At 63.6% G+C, this 17,959-nt stretch carries 18 protein-coding genes; 12 read left to right on the forward strand and 6 right to left on the reverse strand.

Translation table 11 applies throughout. The annotated features are described in order from the left end of the window. Positions 1-14: 14 nt before the first annotated feature. Positions 15-1,535 carry an aldehyde dehydrogenase family protein gene (locus JV241A_RS02625; protein ID WP_115085141.1) on the reverse strand — a complete coding sequence of 507 codons (1,521 nt, stop codon included), beginning with the start codon at positions 1,533-1,535 and terminating at the stop codon, positions 15-17. 266 nt (positions 1,536-1,801) lie between these two features. Here JV241A_RS02625 and JV241A_RS02630 point away from each other — a divergent pair, with 266 nt between their 5' ends. The 4 genes from JV241A_RS02630 to JV241A_RS02645 all read left to right on the forward strand — a co-directional run bounded on the left by JV241A_RS02630 (position 1,802) and on the right by JV241A_RS02645 (position 6,050). Beyond that, complete coding sequence (locus tag JV241A_RS02630) at positions 1,802-3,724, forward strand: sigma-54-dependent Fis family transcriptional regulator (RefSeq protein WP_134061316.1); 1,923 nt, start codon at positions 1,802-1,804, stop codon at positions 3,722-3,724. A gap of 66 nt (positions 3,725-3,790) precedes the next feature. After that, a complete protein-coding gene (gene mpl, locus JV241A_RS02635) occupies positions 3,791-5,140 on the forward strand; it encodes a UDP-N-acetylmuramate:L-alanyl-gamma-D-glutamyl-meso-diaminopimelate ligase (RefSeq protein ID WP_010222881.1) in 1,350 nt (449 codons plus the stop codon). Next, positions 5,137-5,766 (forward strand): flavin prenyltransferase UbiX, encoded by a 630-nt coding sequence (gene ubiX, locus JV241A_RS02640; protein ID WP_115085144.1) that lies wholly within the window; start codon positions 5,137-5,139, stop codon positions 5,764-5,766. The genes mpl and ubiX overlap by 4 nt, the downstream gene beginning before the upstream one ends. After that, positions 5,763-6,050: a YceK/YidQ family lipoprotein gene (locus JV241A_RS02645; RefSeq protein ID WP_115085145.1), complete on the forward strand. Its 288-nt coding sequence runs from the start codon at positions 5,763-5,765 to the stop codon at positions 6,048-6,050. Before ubiX ends, JV241A_RS02645 begins: the two co-directional genes overlap by 4 nt. Before the next feature lie 101 nt (positions 6,051-6,151). Here JV241A_RS02645 and JV241A_RS02650 read toward each other — a convergent pair whose 3' ends face one another. The 3 genes from JV241A_RS02650 to JV241A_RS02660 form a co-directional block, all read right to left on the reverse strand. After that, positions 6,152-6,793 carry an oxidoreductase gene (locus tag JV241A_RS02650; RefSeq protein WP_115085146.1) on the reverse strand — a complete coding sequence of 214 codons (642 nt, stop codon included), beginning with the start codon at positions 6,791-6,793 and terminating at the stop codon, positions 6,152-6,154. A 26-nt stretch (positions 6,794-6,819) separates the two neighbouring features. Then, positions 6,820-8,553, reverse strand: coding sequence for a C13 family peptidase (locus JV241A_RS02655; protein WP_134061317.1), 1,734 nt, complete (start codon positions 8,551-8,553; stop codon positions 6,820-6,822). A gap of 88 nt (positions 8,554-8,641) precedes the next feature. Further along, complete coding sequence (locus tag JV241A_RS02660; protein ID WP_115085148.1) at positions 8,642-9,097, reverse strand: MaoC family dehydratase; 456 nt, start codon at positions 9,095-9,097, stop codon at positions 8,642-8,644. A gap of 157 nt (positions 9,098-9,254) precedes the next feature. Here JV241A_RS02660 and JV241A_RS02665 point away from each other — a divergent pair, with 157 nt between their 5' ends. The 3 genes from JV241A_RS02665 to JV241A_RS02675 are packed head-to-tail and all read left to right on the forward strand — an operon-like array spanning position 9,255 to position 10,930. Beyond that, entirely contained in the window at positions 9,255-9,617 is a 363-nt protein-coding gene (locus tag JV241A_RS02665; protein WP_115085149.1) for a CidA/LrgA family protein, read from the forward strand. Positions 9,618-9,619: 2 nt separating this feature from the next. After that, positions 9,620-10,330, forward strand: coding sequence for an LrgB family protein (locus JV241A_RS02670; protein ID WP_177414823.1), 711 nt, complete (start codon positions 9,620-9,622; stop codon positions 10,328-10,330). 9 nt (positions 10,331-10,339) lie between these two features. After that, positions 10,340-10,930, forward strand: coding sequence for an LON peptidase substrate-binding domain-containing protein (locus JV241A_RS02675; protein WP_134061318.1), 591 nt, complete (start codon positions 10,340-10,342; stop codon positions 10,928-10,930). 4 nt (positions 10,931-10,934) lie between these two features. Here the strand turns inward: JV241A_RS02675 and JV241A_RS02680 are convergent, their stop codons facing one another. Both JV241A_RS02680 and JV241A_RS02685 read right to left on the reverse strand, forming a co-directional pair. Continuing rightward, positions 10,935-12,251: a bifunctional DedA family/phosphatase PAP2 family protein gene (locus tag JV241A_RS02680; RefSeq protein WP_134061319.1), complete on the reverse strand. Its 1,317-nt coding sequence runs from the start codon at positions 12,249-12,251 to the stop codon at positions 10,935-10,937. A gap of 4 nt (positions 12,252-12,255) precedes the next feature. Beyond that, positions 12,256-12,948 carry a DNA-3-methyladenine glycosylase gene (locus JV241A_RS02685; protein ID WP_115085153.1) on the reverse strand — a complete coding sequence of 231 codons (693 nt, stop codon included), beginning with the start codon at positions 12,946-12,948 and terminating at the stop codon, positions 12,256-12,258. A gap of 173 nt (positions 12,949-13,121) precedes the next feature. On the opposite strand from JV241A_RS02685, the gene JV241A_RS02690 reads away from it, so the two are divergent. From JV241A_RS02690 to mrdA, 5 genes are read left to right on the forward strand one after another with little or no spacing between them, the layout of a single operon-like run. Next, a complete protein-coding gene (locus tag JV241A_RS02690) occupies positions 13,122-14,393 on the forward strand; it encodes a glutamate-5-semialdehyde dehydrogenase (RefSeq protein ID WP_115085154.1) in 1,272 nt (423 codons plus the stop codon). Between the two features lie 37 nt (positions 14,394-14,430). Next, on the forward strand, positions 14,431-15,081 hold the full coding sequence (nadD, locus tag JV241A_RS02695) for a nicotinate-nucleotide adenylyltransferase (RefSeq protein ID WP_166675637.1): 651 nt from the start codon (positions 14,431-14,433) through the stop codon (positions 15,079-15,081). A gap of 45 nt (positions 15,082-15,126) precedes the next feature. Further along, a complete protein-coding gene (rsfS, locus tag JV241A_RS02700) occupies positions 15,127-15,555 on the forward strand; it encodes a ribosome silencing factor (protein WP_115085156.1) in 429 nt (142 codons plus the stop codon). A gap of 9 nt (positions 15,556-15,564) precedes the next feature. Next, the gene (gene rlmH, locus JV241A_RS02705) at positions 15,565-16,032 is read left to right on the forward strand and encodes a 23S rRNA (pseudouridine(1915)-N(3))-methyltransferase RlmH (protein WP_010222895.1); all 468 of its coding nucleotides are present in this window, start codon (positions 15,565-15,567) and stop codon (positions 16,030-16,032) included. Between the two features lie 16 nt (positions 16,033-16,048). Continuing rightward, on the forward strand, positions 16,049-17,938 hold the full coding sequence (gene mrdA, locus JV241A_RS02710) for a penicillin-binding protein 2 (protein WP_115085158.1): 1,890 nt from the start codon (positions 16,049-16,051) through the stop codon (positions 17,936-17,938). Positions 17,939-17,959 lie beyond the last annotated feature (21 nt).

Here is a 17,959-nt window from a genome sequence, read left to right on the forward strand (position 1 = left end):
GCCCTGTTGCCCGTTTAGAAGAAGCCCAGCGGGTTGATGTCGTAGCTGACCAGCAGGTTCTTGGTTTGCTGGTAGTGGTCGAGCATCATTTTGTGGGTCTCACGGCCGACGCCGGACTTCTTGTAGCCACCGAACGCGGCGTGGGCCGGGTACAGGTGGTAGCAGTTGGTCCATACGCGGCCGGCCTTGATGCCGCGGCCCATGCGGTAGGCGCGGTTGATGTCGCGGGTCCAGACACCGGCGCCGAGGCCGAACTCGGTGTCGTTGGCAATCGCCAGGGCTTCGGCTTCGTCCTTGAAGGTGGTGATGCTCACCACTGGCCCGAAGATTTCTTCCTGGAACACGCGCATCTTGTTGGTGCCCTTGAGCAGGGTCGGCTGGATGTAGTAACCGGTCGACAGGCTGCCTTCGAGTTTTTCCACTTTGCCGCCGGTGAGCAGCTCGGCGCCTTCCTTCTCGGCGATTTCCAGGTACGAGAGGATCTTGTCGAACTGTTGCTCGGAGGCCTGGGCGCCGACCATGGTGTCGGTGTCCAGCGGGTCGCCGCGCTTGATCTGCTTGATCTTCTTCATCACCTCTTGCATGAACGCCGGGTAGATCGATTCCTGCACCAGCGCGCGGGATGGGCAGGTGCACACTTCGCCCTGGTTGAAGAACGCCAGCACCAGGCCTTCAGCCGCTTTTTCGATGAAGCTCTGTTCGGCCTGCATGATGTCTTCGAAGAAGATGTTCGGCGACTTGCCGCCCAGCTCGACGGTGGACGGGATGATGTTCTCGGCGGCGCATTTCATGATGTGCGAGCCGACCGGGGTGGAGCCGGTGAAGGCGATCTTGGCGATGCGCTTGCTGGTGGCCAAGGCTTCACCGGCTTCACGGCCGTAGCCTTGCACCACGTTGAGCACGCCGGGTGGCAGCAGGTCGCCGATCACTTCCAGCAGCACCGTGATGCCCAGCGGGGTTTGCTCGGCGGGCTTGAGTACCACGCAGTTGCCGGCAGCCAGGGCCGGGGCGAGTTTCCACGCGGCCATCAGGATCGGGAAGTTCCAGGGGATGATCTGCCCGACCACGCCCAGCGGTTCATGGATGTGGTAGGCCACGGTGTTGCCGTCGATCTCGGCGGCGCTGCCTTCCTGGGCGCGCAGGCAGCCGGCGAAGTAGCGGAAATGGTCGGCAGCCAGCGGGATGTCGGCGTTGAGGGTTTCGCGCACAGCCTTGCCGTTGTCCCAGGTTTCGGTGATGGCCAGCAGTTCGAGGTTCTGTTCGATACGGTCGGCGATTTTCAGCAGGATCAGCGAGCGTGCCTGCACCGACGTTGCGCCCCAGGCATCTGCGGCGGCATGGGCGGCATCCAGGGCTTTTTCGATGTCTTCGGCAGAGGAGCGGGGGAATTCAGCAATCAGTTGGCCGTTCACCGGCGAGGTGTTTTCGAAGTACTGGCCTTTGACTGGAGCGACGAACTCGCCACCGATGTAGTTCCCGTAACGGCTCTTGAAGGAAACCTTGGCGCCTTCGGTACCGGGATGTGCATAACGCATGGTGTGTCTCCTGGCTATTGTGCTTGTTGGGGAGGATGTAAAGCATAGAGCAAGGGTTGGGCCAGTGTGGCCGGGCCCAGTTAAATCAAGGGCTTGGCAGGTTTTTGCGGGGGCGCAGGCGAGGGGCTGTAGCGGCTGCGGTACAGCCTGGGTGACACTTTGTACCGTTACTGACACAAAGCGTGACCCTACGGTCAAGCCAGCATTGCATTGCGCCGACGGGTGGAGGATGCTGGGCCTATCTCGTCTGCGGAGAACAATAAAAAGTGCAGAGCAATCACCTCAGCCGGCACGCCCGGCAAGTACTCACCGTGACCCAGGGCAAGGCCCTGGCCCAGGGCCCCGGTAGCGACCCGTCGATCGCCCGTTCCTGGCTGCGTTGCCTCGAGGACTATCACCTGGACCCGGCCCAGAGCATGGCGCCGACCGTGCTCGAACACGGCCGCGTGCTGGAAAGCCGCGAGCGCTTGCAACAGGTGCTGCAAATCGCCGGCAACGAGATGAACAGCCTGCACCAGCAACTTTCCGGCGCCGGCCATGCCGTGCTGCTCACCGACGCCCGTGGGGTGATCCTCAACTGCGTCACCGCGCCCAGCGAGCGACGCATTTTCGAACGCGCCGGGCTGTGGCTCGGTGCCGACTGGAGCGAGGCGCGCGAAGGCACCAATGGCATCGGTACCTGCCTGGTCGAACGTCAGGCGGTGACCATTCATCAGGATGAGCACTTTCGTGGCCGCCATACCGGGCTGACCTGCTCGGCCAGCCCGGTGTTCGACCCGCACGGTGAATTGCTGGCGGTGCTCGATGTGTCGTCGGCGCGGGCTGATGTATCGCGCCAGAGCCAGTTTCACACCATGGCGCTGGTCAACCTCTCGGCGAAGATGATCGAGAGCAGTTACTTCCTGCGTTATTTCGACAACCAGTTCCTCCTGCGCTTTCATCTGCAGGCCGAATCGGTCGGGATGTTCAGTGAAGGGCTGCTGGCTTTTGATGGCGACGGGCGAATCTGTGCGGTCAACCAGAGCGCCTTGAACCTGTTGGGCACCATCCGCGGTGGTGTGCTTGGCAAGCCTGTGGATATGTTCTTCGATTGCGCCCAGGACGAGCTGTTCAGCCGCGCCACCGCCCAGGCCAACACCAGCTGGCCGCTGCGCACCCGGGATGGCCGCGTGTTGTTCGCCAGTGTGCGCGGGCAGGTGCGTTCGGTGGTGCCTGCGGCGGCGCCCTTTGTTGCTCCGGCCAAAACCGCGCAGCCCGGTGGCATCTGCCTGGTCGATCCGGCCCTGCAGAACGACTTTCGCCGCGCCGTACGCGTGTTCGAGCGCGATGTGCCGTTGCTGCTCAGCGGCGAGACCGGCTGCGGCAAGGAGGCTTTCGCCAAAGCCGTGCACCAGGCCAGTCAACGCAGCAGCAAGGCGTTTGTCGCTCTCAACTGTGCGTCGATCCCTGAAAGCCTGATCGAGAGCGAACTGTTCGGTTATCGCGGCGGCAGCTTTACCGGCGCGCGCAAGGAAGGCATGCGCGGCAAGTTGCAGCAGGCCGATGGCGGCACGCTGCTGCTGGACGAGATCGGCGACATGCCACTGGCTCTGCAGACCCGTTTGCTACGGGTACTGGAAGACCGCATGGTGGTGCCCATCGGTGGCGAGCCACAAGCGGTCAACGTGCGCATCATCAGCGCCAGCCACCGCAACCTGCTGGAGCGGGTCGAGGATGGCAGTTTCCGGGAAGACCTTTACTACCGCCTCAACGGCCTGGAAATCGACCTGCCGGCCTTGCGCGAGCGTAGCGACAAATCCCAGCTGCTCGATTTCATCCTGGCTGAAGAGGCCGGCGAGCAAACGGTTGCCCTTGAGCCTTCGGCGCGCCGGGCGTTGCTCGACTTCAACTGGCCGGGCAACGTGCGCCAGTTGCGTAACGTCCTGCGCACCTTGGTGGCCCTGTGCGAAGACGGGCGCATCGAGTTTGCCGACCTGCCAGCCGTGGTGCGCCAGGCACCGGTCCTTATCAAAAGCAATCCGCCTGTGGATAACCCCGCTCCGCCGCTGGACAGCGCCGAACGCAATGCCTTGCTGACGGTGCTGGAGCAACAACGCTGGCACATGACCCATGTCGCGGCGCAGTTGGGGGTCAGCCGCAATACCTTGTATCGAAAACTTCGCAAACACGGCATCGCCCGGGACGCCTGAGCGAAACACAGGATGCGATTTGTCGCGCCCTAGGCTACCCTGCCTCGACGTTTTGCGAGGTCGATCATGCACATTCATATTCTCGGTATTTGCGGCACTTTCATGGGTTCGCTGGCCGTCCTGGCCAAGGAGCTGGGCCATCGGGTCACCGGCTCCGATGCCAACGTCTACCCACCGATGAGCACTCAGCTTCAAGCCCAGGGCATCGAACTGACCCAGGGCTATGACGCCGCCCAGCTGGACCCGGCACCGGACCTGGTGGTGATCGGCAACGCCCTGTCGCGGGGCAACCCGGCAGTGGAATACGTGTTGAACAAGGGCCTGCCGTATGTGTCGGGGCCTCAGTGGCTGGCCGACCATGTGCTGCAAGGCCGCTGGGTGCTGGCGGTTGCCGGTACCCATGGCAAGACCACCACCAGCAGCATGCTCGCCTGGGTGCTGGAGCACGCCGGCATGAGCCCGGGCTTTTTGATCGGCGGCGTGCCGCAGAATTTCTCGGTATCGGCACGTTTGGGCGGCACGCCGTTCTTCGTGGTCGAGGCCGATGAGTACGACAGCGCCTTCTTCGACAAACGTTCGAAGTTCGTTCATTACCGCCCGCGCACCGCGATCCTCAACAACCTTGAGTTCGATCATGCGGATATCTTCCCTGACCTGGCAGCGATCGAGCGGCAGTTCCACCACTTGGTGCGGACCATTCCGAGCGAAGGGCTGGTGATTCATCCGACCACCGAGCCTGCTCTGGAGCGGGTGATCAAGATGGGTTGCTGGACGCCGGTGCAGACCACCGGTGAGGGCGGGCAGTGGCAGGTCAAGCTGCTCAGCGCCGATGGTTCGCGTTTCGAGGTCAGCTTCGAGGGCGAAACCCAGGGCGTGGTCGAGTGGGAGCTGACCGGTCAGCACAACGTCGCCAACGCCCTGGCCACCCTGGCGGCCGCGCGTCATGTTGGTGTAGTGCCAGCTATGGGCATTGCCGCGTTGAGCGCTTTCAAGAGCGTCAAACGCCGTATGGAAAAGGTCGCTGAAGTGCAAGGCGTGACCATCTATGATGATTTCGCCCACCACCCGACCGCCATCGCCACCACTCTGGACGGCCTGCGCAAGCGCATCGGCGATGCGCCGCTGATTGCCGTGATCGAGCCGCGTTCCAATTCGATGAAACTCGGTGCCCACCGCGATGGCCTGCCGGAAAGCGTCAACGATGCCGACCAGGTTATCTGGTACGCACCGCCGAACCTGGGCTGGGACCTGGCCGCCACCGCTGCCGAATGCAAGGTACCCGCTGTGGTCGCCGACAGCCTTGAAGCCATCATCGAACGGGTCAAGAGCCAGGCCAAGCCCGGCACCCAGGTGGTGATCATGAGCAACGGCGGCTTCGGCGGCCTGCACGGCAAGTTGGCCGAGGCCCTGAAATGAGCGGGCCGGAACGCATCACCCTGGCCATGACCGGGGCTTCGGGGGCGCAGTATGGGCTGCGCCTGCTCGATTGCCTGGTGCGCGAAGACCGCGAGGTGCATTTTCTGATCTCCAAGGCCGCGCAACTGGTGATGGCCACCGAGACTGATGTGTTGCTGCCGGCCAAACCGCAAGCCATGCAAGCCTTCCTCACCGAATACACCGGCGCTGCGGCCGGGCAGATTCGCGTGTATGGCAAGGAAGACTGGATGTCGCCAGTGGCCTCGGGCTCCGGCGCGCCGGCGGCGATGGTGGTGGTGCCGTGCTCTACCGGTACCTTGTCGGCGATCGCCACCGGCGCCTGCAACAACCTCATCGAGCGGGCTGCGGATGTCACCTTGAAGGAGCGTCGGCAGCTGATCCTGGTGCCGCGTGAAGCGCCATTCTCGACCATTCACCTGGAGAACATGCTCAAGCTGTCGAACATGGGCGCGGTGATCCTGCCGGCGGCGCCGGGCTTTTATCATCAGCCGCAGACCATCGATGACCTGATCGACTTCGTTGTCGCGCGGATTCTCAACCTGCTGAACATTCCCCAGGACATGCTGCCACGTTGGGGCGAGCATCATTTCGGCGCGGATGAATGAAGCGACTGCTTGGCGTGATGACGCTGTGCTTGGTGGCTAGCGGTTGCGCCAGCGTGCGCACCCTGGACGCGGCCAAGCCGGGTGCGCCGCTGGTGTATGCCGGTACGCGCCTGGATCTGTATGCCATGCAGGGTGGCTGTTGCGCCATGGACCGCTTCGGTGCCGAGGCGCCGAAGTATCCCGGGCTGGATCTGCCGGGCAGTGCCTTGCTCGATACCTTGCTGTTGCCGCTGTCGGTATTGACCGCGCTGGGGGTTGGGTTTCAGGCGACTGGCGGGTTGTAGCGGCTGGCCTCATCGCCGGCAACGCCGGCTCCCACAGGGAGAATGTAGATCCTTGTGGGAGCTGGCGTTGCCAGCGATGGGCTGCAAAGCAGCCCCAGGTTCTACTTGCCCAGCCTGCGCAACTCATCGGACTCGACAATCCGAATCCCGTCCTGCTCTTCCAGCGCCAGACGCCACAGTGCTCGGGCCAGCTGGCATGCCTCGATCCCTCGATACTTGCCTGGAATCAGCTTGGACAGTGGCCCGGCCAGCCTCTCCGACAGCCGCGGTTCGACGCGATCGCCCAGCAGCAGCGAAGGCCGGGCAATGGTCAGTTGCGGCCAGTCCTGGGCCTTCAATGCGGCCTCCATTTCGCCTTTGACCCGGTTGTAGAAGATCGGCGATCTACGGTCAGCACCCAGGGCGCTGACCACCAGCAAATGCCGCGCGCCCATCTCCCGGGCGCGTTTGCCGAAGGCGACGACCATGTCCAGGTCGACTGCGCGAAAGGCCGGCTCCGATCCGGCCTGCTTGATGGTGGTGCCCAGGCAGCAGAAGGCGATGTCGACGCGGCCTGCCAGTTGTGGGAGGAACACCGCCGGGTCACCCACCGGGTTTTCCAGGTGTGGGTGTTCGGCCAGTGGACGACGGGTTGGGGCCAATACGCGGCTGACGGTGGGCTCGTTGAGCAGCCGATCAAGTAAGTGTTCACCGGTAAGACCGGTGGCTCCGGCAAGCAGGATATGCTGAGGCGTCAAGTACATGATGTCTCTCCCTTGATACAGTCAGCTTAGTGGTTACCGGCATTTTTTGCATGCTCGGCCTGTTGCTTGCCCGTATCACTTTGCAGGGCTTTGCGCGCTTGTTGCTGGCGCAGGCGCTGCCAGTGATCGAGTACGCCTTTGGGCGCCCAGATCTGTGGTTCGGAGGCATCGAAACCTTCGATCGCCTCGCGCTCCGAGACGGCGGCCCTGGCTCGTTCAAAGGCTTGTTGCAGGTCGTCGGTCTGGTTCAAGGCCTGGGCAAACAGCGCGTCGCCGAAGTAGGTGAAGTCCGCCTCTTCCGAGCAGCCGAACGACACCCGGTCGGCGCGCGAAGCGGTCATGATCAGGGTCCTGTCGTCCTTGAGCGGAGCGATATAGCCCCCTGAATAACAGGCCGAGATGACAATGATCTTGTCGCGGTCTTTTAATGGCGCCAGGGTGGCAGCCAGGGCATCGGCGGGCAGGTCGGCCAGTTGCAGGCGCGGTTGGTCGAGCACCAGTTCATGCTCATGGCTGCCGTGGCTGGTCAGATAGATGAACACCAGGTCTTCCGGGCCGCTGCGCTCTGCCAAAGTGCGCACGGCGCGGGCGAGGTTCTCGCGGGTGGCCATGGGCCGGTCGGCGAGGTGGTCGCGGTGGTTGACCAGGCTGACCTGGCCGACCGCGCCGAAGCGGCTCTTGAGCATGTTGCTGACGTAGTCGGCTTCACGCAGGAATACGCTCTGCTTGCCATCGCCACCCAGAGCCAGGCTGTAGAGTTCGATTTGTGCGGTCGAAGCCGGCACCTTGGTCAGCGCTTGGTCAAGCAGGCTGCCCTGGTTGAGCAGTGCCAGTTCCAGCGGGTCGGGCAGCAGCTTGCCATGCTCGTCGCGCACGCGCTGGCCATTGAGCCACAGGCCGCTTTCGCTGCGCCCGTCGACCAGGGTCAGGCGGCCATTGCCCTGGTAGGTGTCGTTCTCGAAGCCGCCGACATAGACACTGCCGTCAGGCAACTGCAGGCGGCCGTTACCGGAAAAGCGCCAGTCGCTGAAATTACCTTTGTAGTGGCTGCCGTCACTGCCGATCAGTTCGCCCTTGCCGCTGAGCGAGCCGTCCTTGAACTGACCGATCCACACGTCGCCGTCGACGTTTTCATAACGACCCCGCCCTTCCAGGCGGTTGTCGTGAAAGGCGCCGATGTACTGATCGCCTTCGGCGCTGTTGAAGGTGCCGCTGCCTTCGAGCTGGCCGTTGACGAAATGGCCGCTGAACTGGTTGCCGCTGGCATCGCTGCGAATGCCTTCGCCGTTGGGCTTGCCCCGGGCGAACAGGCCCTGGTACTGGCTGCCGTCAGCCAGTTCAAGGTGGCCGGCGCCGTTGTACTGGTCGTCCTTGAACTGGCCACGGTAGAGCAGGCCGGGTTCTTTCAGGGTGCCTTCGCCATCACGGCGGCCAAGCTTGAAGCCGCCGGTGTAGCTGCTACCCGGCGTCTTCAGGGTGCCCAGGCCGTGGAACAGGCCCTGCTGGAACTGGCCCCGGTAGACCTCGCCATTGCTGCCGTGCCATTCACCCTGGCCGTGCCATTGGCCATTGAGGAAGTTGCCTTCATACCAGCTGCCATTGGGGTAGTCGATGCGCCCGGCACCTTGCAACAGACCATCGACCACCTCGCCTCGATAGCGGCCGCCATCGGGCAGGCGCGCATCGGGTGGCGACAACGGCTCGCCGTCACCGCAAGCGGCCAGTAGCAGGGTCAGGGCAAGAGGAACGAGTGGGCGCATGGCGGGGTCCGGACGAGTGAGGCCCCGAGTATGCCGCAGAATGCGGCGGGTGAAACAGTCGCCAGGACGGTTTCACCCATTGCCTGGCTCAGACGAAGCAGAGCGACAGCGGTTCGGCAATGTAGGCAGGTTTTTCCTGGCCTTCGATTTCCAGGGTGGCGGTGACCTTGAGCAGCCATTGCCCGGGCTTCTTCTCGGTGGCGTCAGTCAGGTCGACCTTGAGCCGCACCTTGCTGTCGACCTTCACCGGCTGGATGAAACGCACGCTGTCCAGGCCATAGTTGACAGCCATCTTCAGGCCTTCAGGCACAACCAGAATGCCTTCCATCAACTTGGGAATCAGCGACAGGGTCAGAAAACCGTGAGCGATGGTGCTGCCAAATGGCGTTTTTGCCGCCTTGTCCGGGTCGACGTGGATGAACTGAAAGTCGCCGGTGGCCTCGGCAAACAGGTTGATGCGTTGTTGATCGATGGTCAGCCATTCGGAACGTCCAAGTTCCTTTCCAACGTACTGCGAAAGCTCTGCAACAGGTACATAGGGCATTGTGACTCTCCAGATTGTCTTTGGTTTCTTATGACTTCGGCAGATTCGAAGACCTAAGATCAGCACGCCTGCAGGGTGCGGTCAAGTCGGCGAATATCGGCTTATAAGCCGGTCGTTAGCGTGCTTATAATGGCCGCCGGGCTTCAAGGAGATGCTTATGCTGTTGCGTGGTTTGACCTGGCTGGTGCTGTTCCAGTTGTTCGGGACGGCGATCAATCACCTGTTCGTGCCGATCCTTCCGGGGCCGATCATCGGTCTGCTGTTGCTGCTGGTGTTCCTGATGCTGCGCGGCGAAGTGGGCGCGCCCCTGAGCGAGGCGGCCAACAGTCTGCTGCGCTACCTGCCTCTCTTGCTGGTACCGCCGGCGGTGGGGGTGATGGTCTATGCCGCGGATATTGCCGCGGACTTCTGGGCCATCGTCGGCGCCCTGGTGCTGTCGGCGTTGCTCACCCTGGTGTTTGTCGGTGTGCTGATGCACAAGCTGATGGCCCGCCAGGGCACCCACAAGGAGCAGCCATGAGCCTGGACTGGAGCGGCGCCGTCGACGCCGTCATTCACCATCCGCTGTTCGGCATCGGCATCACCCTGGGCGCCTATCAACTGGTGCTGGCTGCCTATGAGAAGACCCGCTGGATCTTCCTGCAACCGGTGCTGGTGTCGATGCTGGTGGTCATTGGCGTACTGCTCACCTGTGGCCTGACCTACAGCGAGTACCGTAAAAGCACCGAGATCATGAACATCCTCCTGGGCCCGGCGACCGTGGCTCTGGCGGTACCGCTCTACCTCAACCTTCGGCGCATTCGCCAGCTGTTCTGGCCGACTTTTACTACGCTGGTAATCGGAGGGGTGTTCGCCACCGGCGCCTGCCTGTTGCTGGGCTGGTGGTTCGGCGCCGAGCACATGATCCTGATGACCATGGCGCCAAAATCGGTGACTTCGCCGATTGCCATGTTGGTGGCCGAGCAGATTGGCGGCGTGGCCGCGCTGGCGGCGGTGTTCGTACTGATCACCGGGGTGATCGGGGCGATTTTCGGTCCGGCGCTGCTGTCGCGCTGTGGCGTGCACAGCCCCGAGGCGCGGGGCATGGCCCTCGGCGTTACCGCGCATGCGGTGGGCACTTCGGTGGCGCTGCAGGAAAGTGAAGAATGCGGGGCCTTCGCGGCCCTGGCGATGAGCCTGATGGGGGTTGCCACGGCGGTGTTCCTGCCCCTGGCGGTTAGCCTGGTTGCTTGAGGAGTTGCAATGACGTTACCCCTGTTTCCGCTCAATACCGTGCTGTTTCCAGGCTGCTTTCTCGATTTGCAGATATTCGAGGCGCGCTACCTGGACATGATCGGCCGCATCATGAAGCAGGGCGGCGGCTTTGGTGTGGTGTGCATTCTTGAAGGCGAGCAGGTTGGCAGTGCGCCGAGCGGTTTCTCGCAGGTCGGCTGCGAGGCGCTGATTCGTGATTTCCAGCAGCAGGACAACGGCCTGCTGGGTATTCGCGTCGAGGGCACCCGACGCTTTCGCGTCGGGCCGTTCGAGGTGCAGAAGGATCAGTTGCTGGTTGCTGATGTGTCCTGGCTGCCTGAACTTGCCGATGAATCGCTGGAAGATGACCACCACGACTTGCTGGCGCTGCTGCAGGCGCTGGGCGAGCACCCGATGGTCGAAGCCTTGGGCATGCCGGTACCCGTGACGGGCCAGCAGGCACTGGCCAATCAGTTGGCCTACCTGCTGCCCTTCGTCGAAGAAGACAAGCTCGACCTGTTGGCCATCGATTCGCCGCACAAACGCCTGGAGGCTATCCAGGCGCTGCTCGATCGGCTGCAGGGCGAGCTGTTCGCCTGAGCCCTCAGTACTGGTAGCGCAGCAGGGCGTGGGGCAGCGCGTGCAGGGCGAAGAATGCCAGCAGCGCGACGCACGCCGGCAGGATCAGCCACCACACCCGCAGCGGCAGGGCCGTGAGCGGTTGACGCTGCTGGGTCAGGGTCAGGCTGGTGGCACACACGCAGCAGGCGAGCATGGCGCCGGCGAGAATGTCGGTCGGCCAGTGCGCGCCCAGATAGACCCGTGACAGCGCGATCGACAGCGCCGGAATGCAGCCCAGCAGGATCCAGGTCAGGCGCATGCGCGGCGGTTGTCCGCGCCCGGCCAGTACTGCCAGCACCAGAAAGAACGCAAACGACGCCGAACTGTGGCCGCTGGGCATGCTATAGGTGGTCAGCGGATCGGTCAGTACTTCCGGGCGGGCCCGGGCAAATAGCCATTTAAGGCTGCCGTTGGCCAGTGCCGTGCCGATCAGGGTGCTGCCGGCGAAAATCGCCGGGCGCCATTGCCGGGCCAGCAGCAGCAGGCCAGTGAGCAGGCCGCCAAGGAAAAACTGGGTACGGAAATCGCCGAGGCGGGTGATCAGCACCACCGTGCCGTCGATGGCGCGACTGCGGTTTTCCTGGATCAGGGTCATCAGGCCCTGGTCGAACTGGGTCAGGTACGGCCAGCCGAAAAACAGCCCGGTCAGGGCCAGCAGGCTCATCCCGGCAATCAGTCGGGTGCCGCGGCGCATGCTGCGCAGGCTGCTGTTGATGCTCAGGCCGATCAGCACCGCCAGGCCGCCGACGACCACTCCGGCCTGTGGCCAGAAGCCTTCCGGCAGCGGCAGGCGCATGGCTGCTCCCGTGGCCCAGCCTGGCAGCAGGTAAGCCACCGCCCAGCCGGCCCCGGCGATCAGGCTTACCGCGATAAAGCGTGGCAGCGGCATGTCGAACATGCCGGCGACCATGGGCAGCATTGGCCGCAGCGGGCCGATGAAGCGCCCGACCAGCAGGCTGGCGATACCGTAGCGCTGGAAATAGGTCTCGGCGCTGCCGATCCATTCAGGATGATGGCGCAGCAGCGGCAAGCGGCGGATGTTCTGGTGAAAGCGCCGGCCCAGGGTGTAGGAGATCGCGTCACCGAGCAGGCCACCGGCAAAGCCCAGCAGCAGGGTTTCACCCAGCGTCAGGGCGCCGCTGCCAGCCAGTACCGCGACGGCGAACAACAGGACGGTGCCGGGGACGATGATCCCGGCTATTGCCAGGCATTCCACGCAGGCCACCAGAAAAATCGCCAATCCCAGCCATTGCGGGTTGGCGCTGAGCCAAGTGGTCAGGCTGTCGAGCCATGGGCCCATCGTGTCAGTTTCCTTGTGTCAGTAAGAAGTAATCCCGGCCTTCGACTTGGCCCCGGCGCAGCGGGTTCCGTGTGCAATGGCGGGCGAAGTCGGCGTCGACGAACCGGTAGGGCAGATGTTCATCACGGCCGTGGGGAATCCCCAGGCGGGTGGTCTGGATAATTTGTTTCACTTTGATACCGCAGTCCTCGACAAACAGCTGCTCGGCATCGAAGCGTTTGCCGTCCCAATGCGGAACTTTCAGGCCCAGTGCCTTGCACAGCAGGGTCTGCCCGGCACACAGGCGCTCGGGCGGGCGCGCCTGGCCGCTGGCGTCGGGGTTGTTCAGTTGCATTTGCGCCAGGCTGTTGTCATCCGAAAGGGCGTCGACGAAGGGGTAGGCCGACTTGATCAGCACAGCATTGCCCGGCCCGTGGGCGCTGAAGTTCAGCGAGTCGCCGCCGCGGGCGTAGTACATGTAAATGTGCCCGCCGTCGAGGAACAGCGCCTTGCGTTTCTCGGTGTAGCCGAGCGAGGCGTGGCTGCCCTTGTCGGTGAGGTAGTAGGCCTCGGTCTCGATGATCCGCGCCGCCAGCCAGTACGGGCCGTGACGGTGGCGGATGACCTTGCCCAGCAGAGCCCTGGCCAGTTCCCCGGCGTCGCGGTCGAAGAAACTGTCGGGCAGGGCCTTGAGCGGGCAGGGGGCAGAATCGGGCATGCTGGCGGGGTTCGCGGGTGGGCAGGTGGGCGATGATAGCAATTTCTGTCTTAACCAACCCTGAATGGCCAATATCAGCACTCTTTTCGACCATCCGCCTGTCACCGCTGGGCGTGGGACCACGCGACAGTTATAATCATCCGATTTTCCCCTTCGCCAAGACCACTGAGCCCATGACTGAGTCCGTTCTTGACTACATGACCCGCCTGGGTCGCGCTGCCCGCGCGGCGTCGCGCGTGATCGGCCGTGCCAGCACCGCGCAGAAGAACCGCGCCCTGCAAGCCGCCGCCAACGCGCTGGACGCTGCCCGCGCAGAGCTGACCGCCGCCAATGAGCTGGACCTGGCCGCTGGCCGGGCCAACGGCCTGGAACCGGCCATGCTCGAGCGCCTGGCACTGACCCCGGCGCGCATCGACGGCATGATTGTCGGCCTGCGCCAGGTGGCCAGCCTGCCGGACCCGGTCGGCGCGATCCGCGACATGAGCTACCGGCCATCGGGTATCCAGGTTGGCAAGATGCGTGTACCGCTGGGTGTAATCGGCATCATTTACGAGTCGCGTCCGAACGTGACCATCGACGCCGCCAGCCTGTGCCTCAAGTCCGGCAACGCCACCATCCTGCGTGGCGGCTCCGAGGCCATCCACTCCAACCGTGCTATTGCCGCCTGCATCCAGCGCGGGCTGGCCGAGGCCGGCTTGCCGGCGGCGGTGGTACAAGTGGTGGAAACCACCGATCGCGAAGCGGTCGGCGCGCTGATCAGCATGCCGGAGTTTGTCGATGTCATCGTGCCGCGTGGCGGCAAGGGCCTGATCGAGCGCATCAGCCGCGACGCGCGGGTGCCGGTGATCAAGCACCTGGACGGCATCTGCCACGTCTATGTGGCCGAGCATGCAGAGCTGGACAAGGCCCGGCGCATCGCCTTCAACGCCAAGACCTACCGCTACGGCATCTGCGGGGCGATGGAAACCCTGCTGGTCGATCAGTCGGTAGCGGCCGAGTTCTTGCCGGAAATGGCCCGTCAATTTCGGGAAAAAGGTGTCGAACTGCGCGGTTGCGAGCGCACCCTCGAGATTATCGAGGCGGTGCCGGCGACCGAGGCGGACTGGAACACTGAATACCTCGCGGCGATTCTGTCGATTCGCGTGGTCGACGGCCTGGACCAGGCCATCGAACATATCAATCACTATGGCTCGCACCATACCGATTCCATCGTGACCGAACATCAGGCGCAGGCTCGCCAGTTCATGGCCGAGGTCGATTCGTCCTCGGTGATGATCAACACCCCGACCTGCTTTGCCGACGGTTTCGAGTACGGCCTGGGCGCGGAGATCGGTATTTCCACCGACAAGCTGCACGCCCGCGGCCCGGTTGGCCTGGAAGGCCTGACCTGCGAGAAGTACGTGGTGATCGGCGACGGTCAACTGCGCGGACAGGAGTCGCTCTGACTTGGCCGAGCGCAAACCGCCCGCCCACGTTTCGACGCTGTCGCCCGCCCGGCGCATCGGCGTGCTCGGCGGGACATTCGACCCCGTGCACATCGGCCACCTGCGCAGTGCGCTGGAGGTAGCTGAAGTGCTGGCGCTGGACGAGCTGCGGCTGATGCCTAACGCCCGCCCGCCGCACCGCGACACACCGCAGGTGTCGGCCCAGGACCGTCTGGCGATGGTCCGGTGCGCCGTACAGGGTGTGCCAACGCTGTCGGTCGATGCCCGCGAGCTTGCCCGCGACAAGCCGTCGTACACCATTGAAACGCTGGAGCTGATGCGCGCCGAAATGGCCGCCTCGGAGCAACTGTTTCTGCTGCTGGGCTGGGACGCGTTCTGCGGCCTGCCCGGTTGGCACCGTTGGGAAGAATTGCTGCAACATTGTCACATCCTGGTGCTGCAACGCCCGGATGCCGACGTCGAGCCGCCGGATGCCTTGCGCAACCTGCTGGCCGCACGCTCGGTCAGTGATCCGCAGGCCCTCGAAGGGCCTGCCGGGAATATTGCATTCGTCTGGCAGACGCCGCTTGCGGTGTCAGCCACGCAGATCCGACAGCTGCTGGCCAGCGGCAAGTCGGTGCGGTTTCTGGTGCCGGACGCAGTACTGGCCTACATCGATGCGCACAACCTTTACCGTGCGCCGAACTGAGGGCGCTGAAAAGCGCCTCATACTATTGAGTTGAATGAGTTTTATATGACCAAGCAAAAACACAACGCCGTCAGCGCCGAAGAGCTGGTCGAACTGACCAAATCCGCCCTGGAAGACGTCAAGGCCCAGGACATCCAGGTTATCGACGTGCGTGAAAAGCACAGCCTGACCGATTACATGATCATCGCCACCGGTACCTCCAACCGCCAGATCAGCGCGATGCTGGAAAAGGTCCGCGAGCAGGTCAAGGCCAAGGGCGTGCAGCCGCTGGGCGAAGAAGGCAAGGGCGACAGCGACTGGGTCCTGCTCGACCTGAACGACGTCATCGTCCACATGATGACCGCCGCTGCCCGTCAGTTCTACGATCTCGAGCGCCTGTGGCTGGGTGCGGAGCAGAGCCGCTCAGCTGATGGCAAACACCACAGCCCGGATCATGCCCACGAGTTTTCAGACAAGCTGAAAGATCGGGAATAAGGAAGGCTCGTGCGTCTGCGTTTGATCGCGGTCGGCTCGCGCATGCCCAAGTGGGTTGAGGACGGTTGGCATGAATATGCCAAGCGCCTGCCCTCTGAGCTGTCGTTGGAGCTGGTGGAAATACCGCTCAATACCCGGGGCAAGAATGCCGACGTCGCCCGCCTGATTCGTCAGGAGGGCGAGGCCATGCTCGCCAAGGTCCAGCCAGGGGAACGGATTGTCACTCTGGAGGTCCATGGCAAGCCCTGGAGTACCGAGCAACTGGCGGTCGAGCTGGACCGCTGGCGCCTGGACTCGCGTACTGTCAACTTCATGGTTGGCGGCCCCGAAGGGCTGGCGCCGGAAGTCTGCGCGCGGGCCGAGCAGCGCTGGTCGCTGTCGCCACTGACACTGCCCCACCCGTTGGTAAGGATACTGATCGGCGAACAGCTGTACCGCGCCTGGACCGTACTGTCCGGGCACCCCTACCATAAATAAGCCTTAAGCCTTTTCAATGTCGCAGCCGATTCGCCTCAAGGATCACGAGAAAGACGCCCGTCTGGTGCGTAGCCGCGTCGTGGTCGGTGCAGTGGCGATCGTCCTGCTGATCTGCGTGTTGATCGTCCGCCTGTATTACCTGCAGGTGATCCAGTACGACTATCACTCGACCCTGTCGGAAAACAACCGGGTGCATGTGCAGCCGATTCCGCCGACCCGCGGGCTGATCTTCGACCGCAACGGGGTGATTGTCGCCGACAACCGGCCAAGCTTCAGCCTGAGCATGACCCGCGAGCGCTCCGGCGACTGGCAGCAGGTGCTCGACGTAATCGTCGAGGTGCTGGAACTGACCCCGGATGACCGCACCCTGTTCGAAAAGCGCATGCGCCAGGGGCGCCGGCCGTTCGAGCCGGTGCCGATCCTGTTCGAGCTGACCGAAGAGCAGATCGCCCGTATTGCGGTGAACCAGTTCCGCTTGCCGGGTGTTGAGGTGGTTGCCCAGCTGGTGCGCCATTACCCGCAGGGTGCGCACTTTGCCCACTCGGTCGGCTATGTTGGGCGGATCAACGAGAAAGAGCTGAAAACCCTCGATCCGGTCAATTACAGCGGCACTCACCATATCGGCAAGACCGGCATCGAGCGCTTCTACGAGCCGGAGCTGCACGGCCAGGTGGGTTACGAAGAGGTCGAGACCAATGCCCGTGGCCGGGTGTTGCGGGTGCTCAAGCGCACCGACCCGATCCCCGGCAAGGACATCGTCCTGAGCCTCGACATCAAGCTGCAGGAGGCCGCCGAAGCCGCACTGGGCGGGCGACGCGGCGCTATCGTCGCGCTCGATCCGAACACCGGCGAAGTGCTGGCGATGGTCAGCCAGCCGAGCTTCGACCCTAACCCATTCGTCACCGGTATCAGCTTCAAGGCCTACGCCGACCTGCGCGATTCGATCGACCGCCCGCTGTTCAACCGCGTGCTGCGTGGGCTGTACCCACCGGGTTCGACCATCAAGCCGGCAGTGGCCATCGCCGGCCTCGACAGTGGCGTGGTCACGGCCAGCAGCCGGGTGTTCGACCCGGGCTACTACCAGTTGCCCAACTATGACCACAAGTACCGCAACTGGAACCGCAGCGGCGACGGTTGGGTCGACCTGGACCTGGCGATCATGCGCTCCAACGACACTTACTTCTACGACCTGGCGCACAAGATGGGCATCGACCGTCTGTCCAGCTACATGAACAAGTTCGGTCTCGGGCAGAAGGTCTCCCTCGACATGTTCGAGGAGTCCGCCGGCCTGATGCCGACCCGCGAATGGAAGCGCGCCACCCGCCGCCAGGCCTGGTTCCCGGGTGAGACGCTGATCCTCGGTATCGGCCAGGGCTACATGCAGACCACGCCGTTGCAGATGGCCCAGGCCATCGCGCTGATCGCCAGCAAGGGCAAGTGGTACCGTCCGCACCTGGCCAAGACCATCGAAGGCCAGCCGCCGGTGGACGACAACCCGATGGAAGACATTGTGCTGCGCGACAAGTCCGACTGGGCCAGGGTCACCCACGGCATGGAGCAGGTGATGCACAACGCCCGCGGTACCGCACGCGCCGCCGCTGCCGGGGCCCAGTACCGGATTGCCGGCAAGAGCGGCACCGCCCAGGTGGTAGCGATCAAGCAGGGCGAGAAGTACGACCGCAACAAGGTTCAGGAACGCCACCGTGACCACGCCCTGTTCGTCGGCTTCGCCCCGGCAGAGAACCCGAAGATCGTGGTCTCGGTCATGATCGAAAACGGCGAGGCCGGTGGTCGCGTCGCAGCGCCAGTGATGCGTCAGGTGATGGACGCCTGGCTGCTCGACGAGAACGGCCGGCTCAAATCCGAGTTCGCTCCCGCCACCGTTGTTCAGGAGTCGGCCCAGTGAAGAACAATTTCGATCGCATGC

Origin of the sequence: Pseudomonas sp. JV241A, assembly GCF_900275665.1 — a bacterium.
In the GTDB taxonomy this organism is placed as follows: Bacteria; Pseudomonadota; Gammaproteobacteria; order Pseudomonadales; family Pseudomonadaceae; genus Aquipseudomonas; species Aquipseudomonas wadenswilerensis.

Bases quoted from the DNA above. Each gene is read 5' to 3' on its own strand.
- JV241A_RS02675 (WP_134061318.1), top strand. From the start codon at position 10,340: ATGACGTTACCCCTGTTTCCGCTCAATACCGTGCTGTTTCCAGGCTGC.
- JV241A_RS02655 (WP_134061317.1), bottom strand. From the start codon at position 8,553: ATGCGCCCACTCGTTCCTCTTGCCCTGACCCTGCTACTGGCCGCTTGC.
- JV241A_RS02650 (WP_115085146.1), bottom strand. From the start codon at position 6,793: ATGTACTTGACGCCTCAGCATATCCTGCTTGCCGGAGCCACCGGTCTT.
- mpl (WP_010222881.1), top strand. From the start codon at position 3,791: ATGCACATTCATATTCTCGGTATTTGCGGCACTTTCATGGGTTCGCTG.
- ubiX (WP_115085144.1), top strand. From the start codon at position 5,137: ATGAGCGGGCCGGAACGCATCACCCTGGCCATGACCGGGGCTTCGGGG.
- JV241A_RS02665 (WP_115085149.1), top strand. From the start codon at position 9,255: ATGCTGTTGCGTGGTTTGACCTGGCTGGTGCTGTTCCAGTTGTTCGGG.
- JV241A_RS02685 (WP_115085153.1), bottom strand. From the start codon at position 12,948: ATGCCCGATTCTGCCCCCTGCCCGCTCAAGGCCCTGCCCGACAGTTTC.
- JV241A_RS02660 (WP_115085148.1), bottom strand. From the start codon at position 9,097: ATGCCCTATGTACCTGTTGCAGAGCTTTCGCAGTACGTTGGAAAGGAA.
- JV241A_RS02690 (WP_115085154.1), top strand. From the start codon at position 13,122: ATGACTGAGTCCGTTCTTGACTACATGACCCGCCTGGGTCGCGCTGCC.
- JV241A_RS02680 (WP_134061319.1), bottom strand. From the start codon at position 12,251: ATGGGCCCATGGCTCGACAGCCTGACCACTTGGCTCAGCGCCAACCCG.
- JV241A_RS02645 (WP_115085145.1), top strand. From the start codon at position 5,763: ATGAAGCGACTGCTTGGCGTGATGACGCTGTGCTTGGTGGCTAGCGGT.
- mrdA (WP_115085158.1), top strand. From the start codon at position 16,049: ATGTCGCAGCCGATTCGCCTCAAGGATCACGAGAAAGACGCCCGTCTG.
- JV241A_RS02625 (WP_115085141.1), bottom strand. From the start codon at position 1,535: ATGCGTTATGCACATCCCGGTACCGAAGGCGCCAAGGTTTCCTTCAAG.
- rsfS (WP_115085156.1), top strand. From the start codon at position 15,127: ATGACCAAGCAAAAACACAACGCCGTCAGCGCCGAAGAGCTGGTCGAA.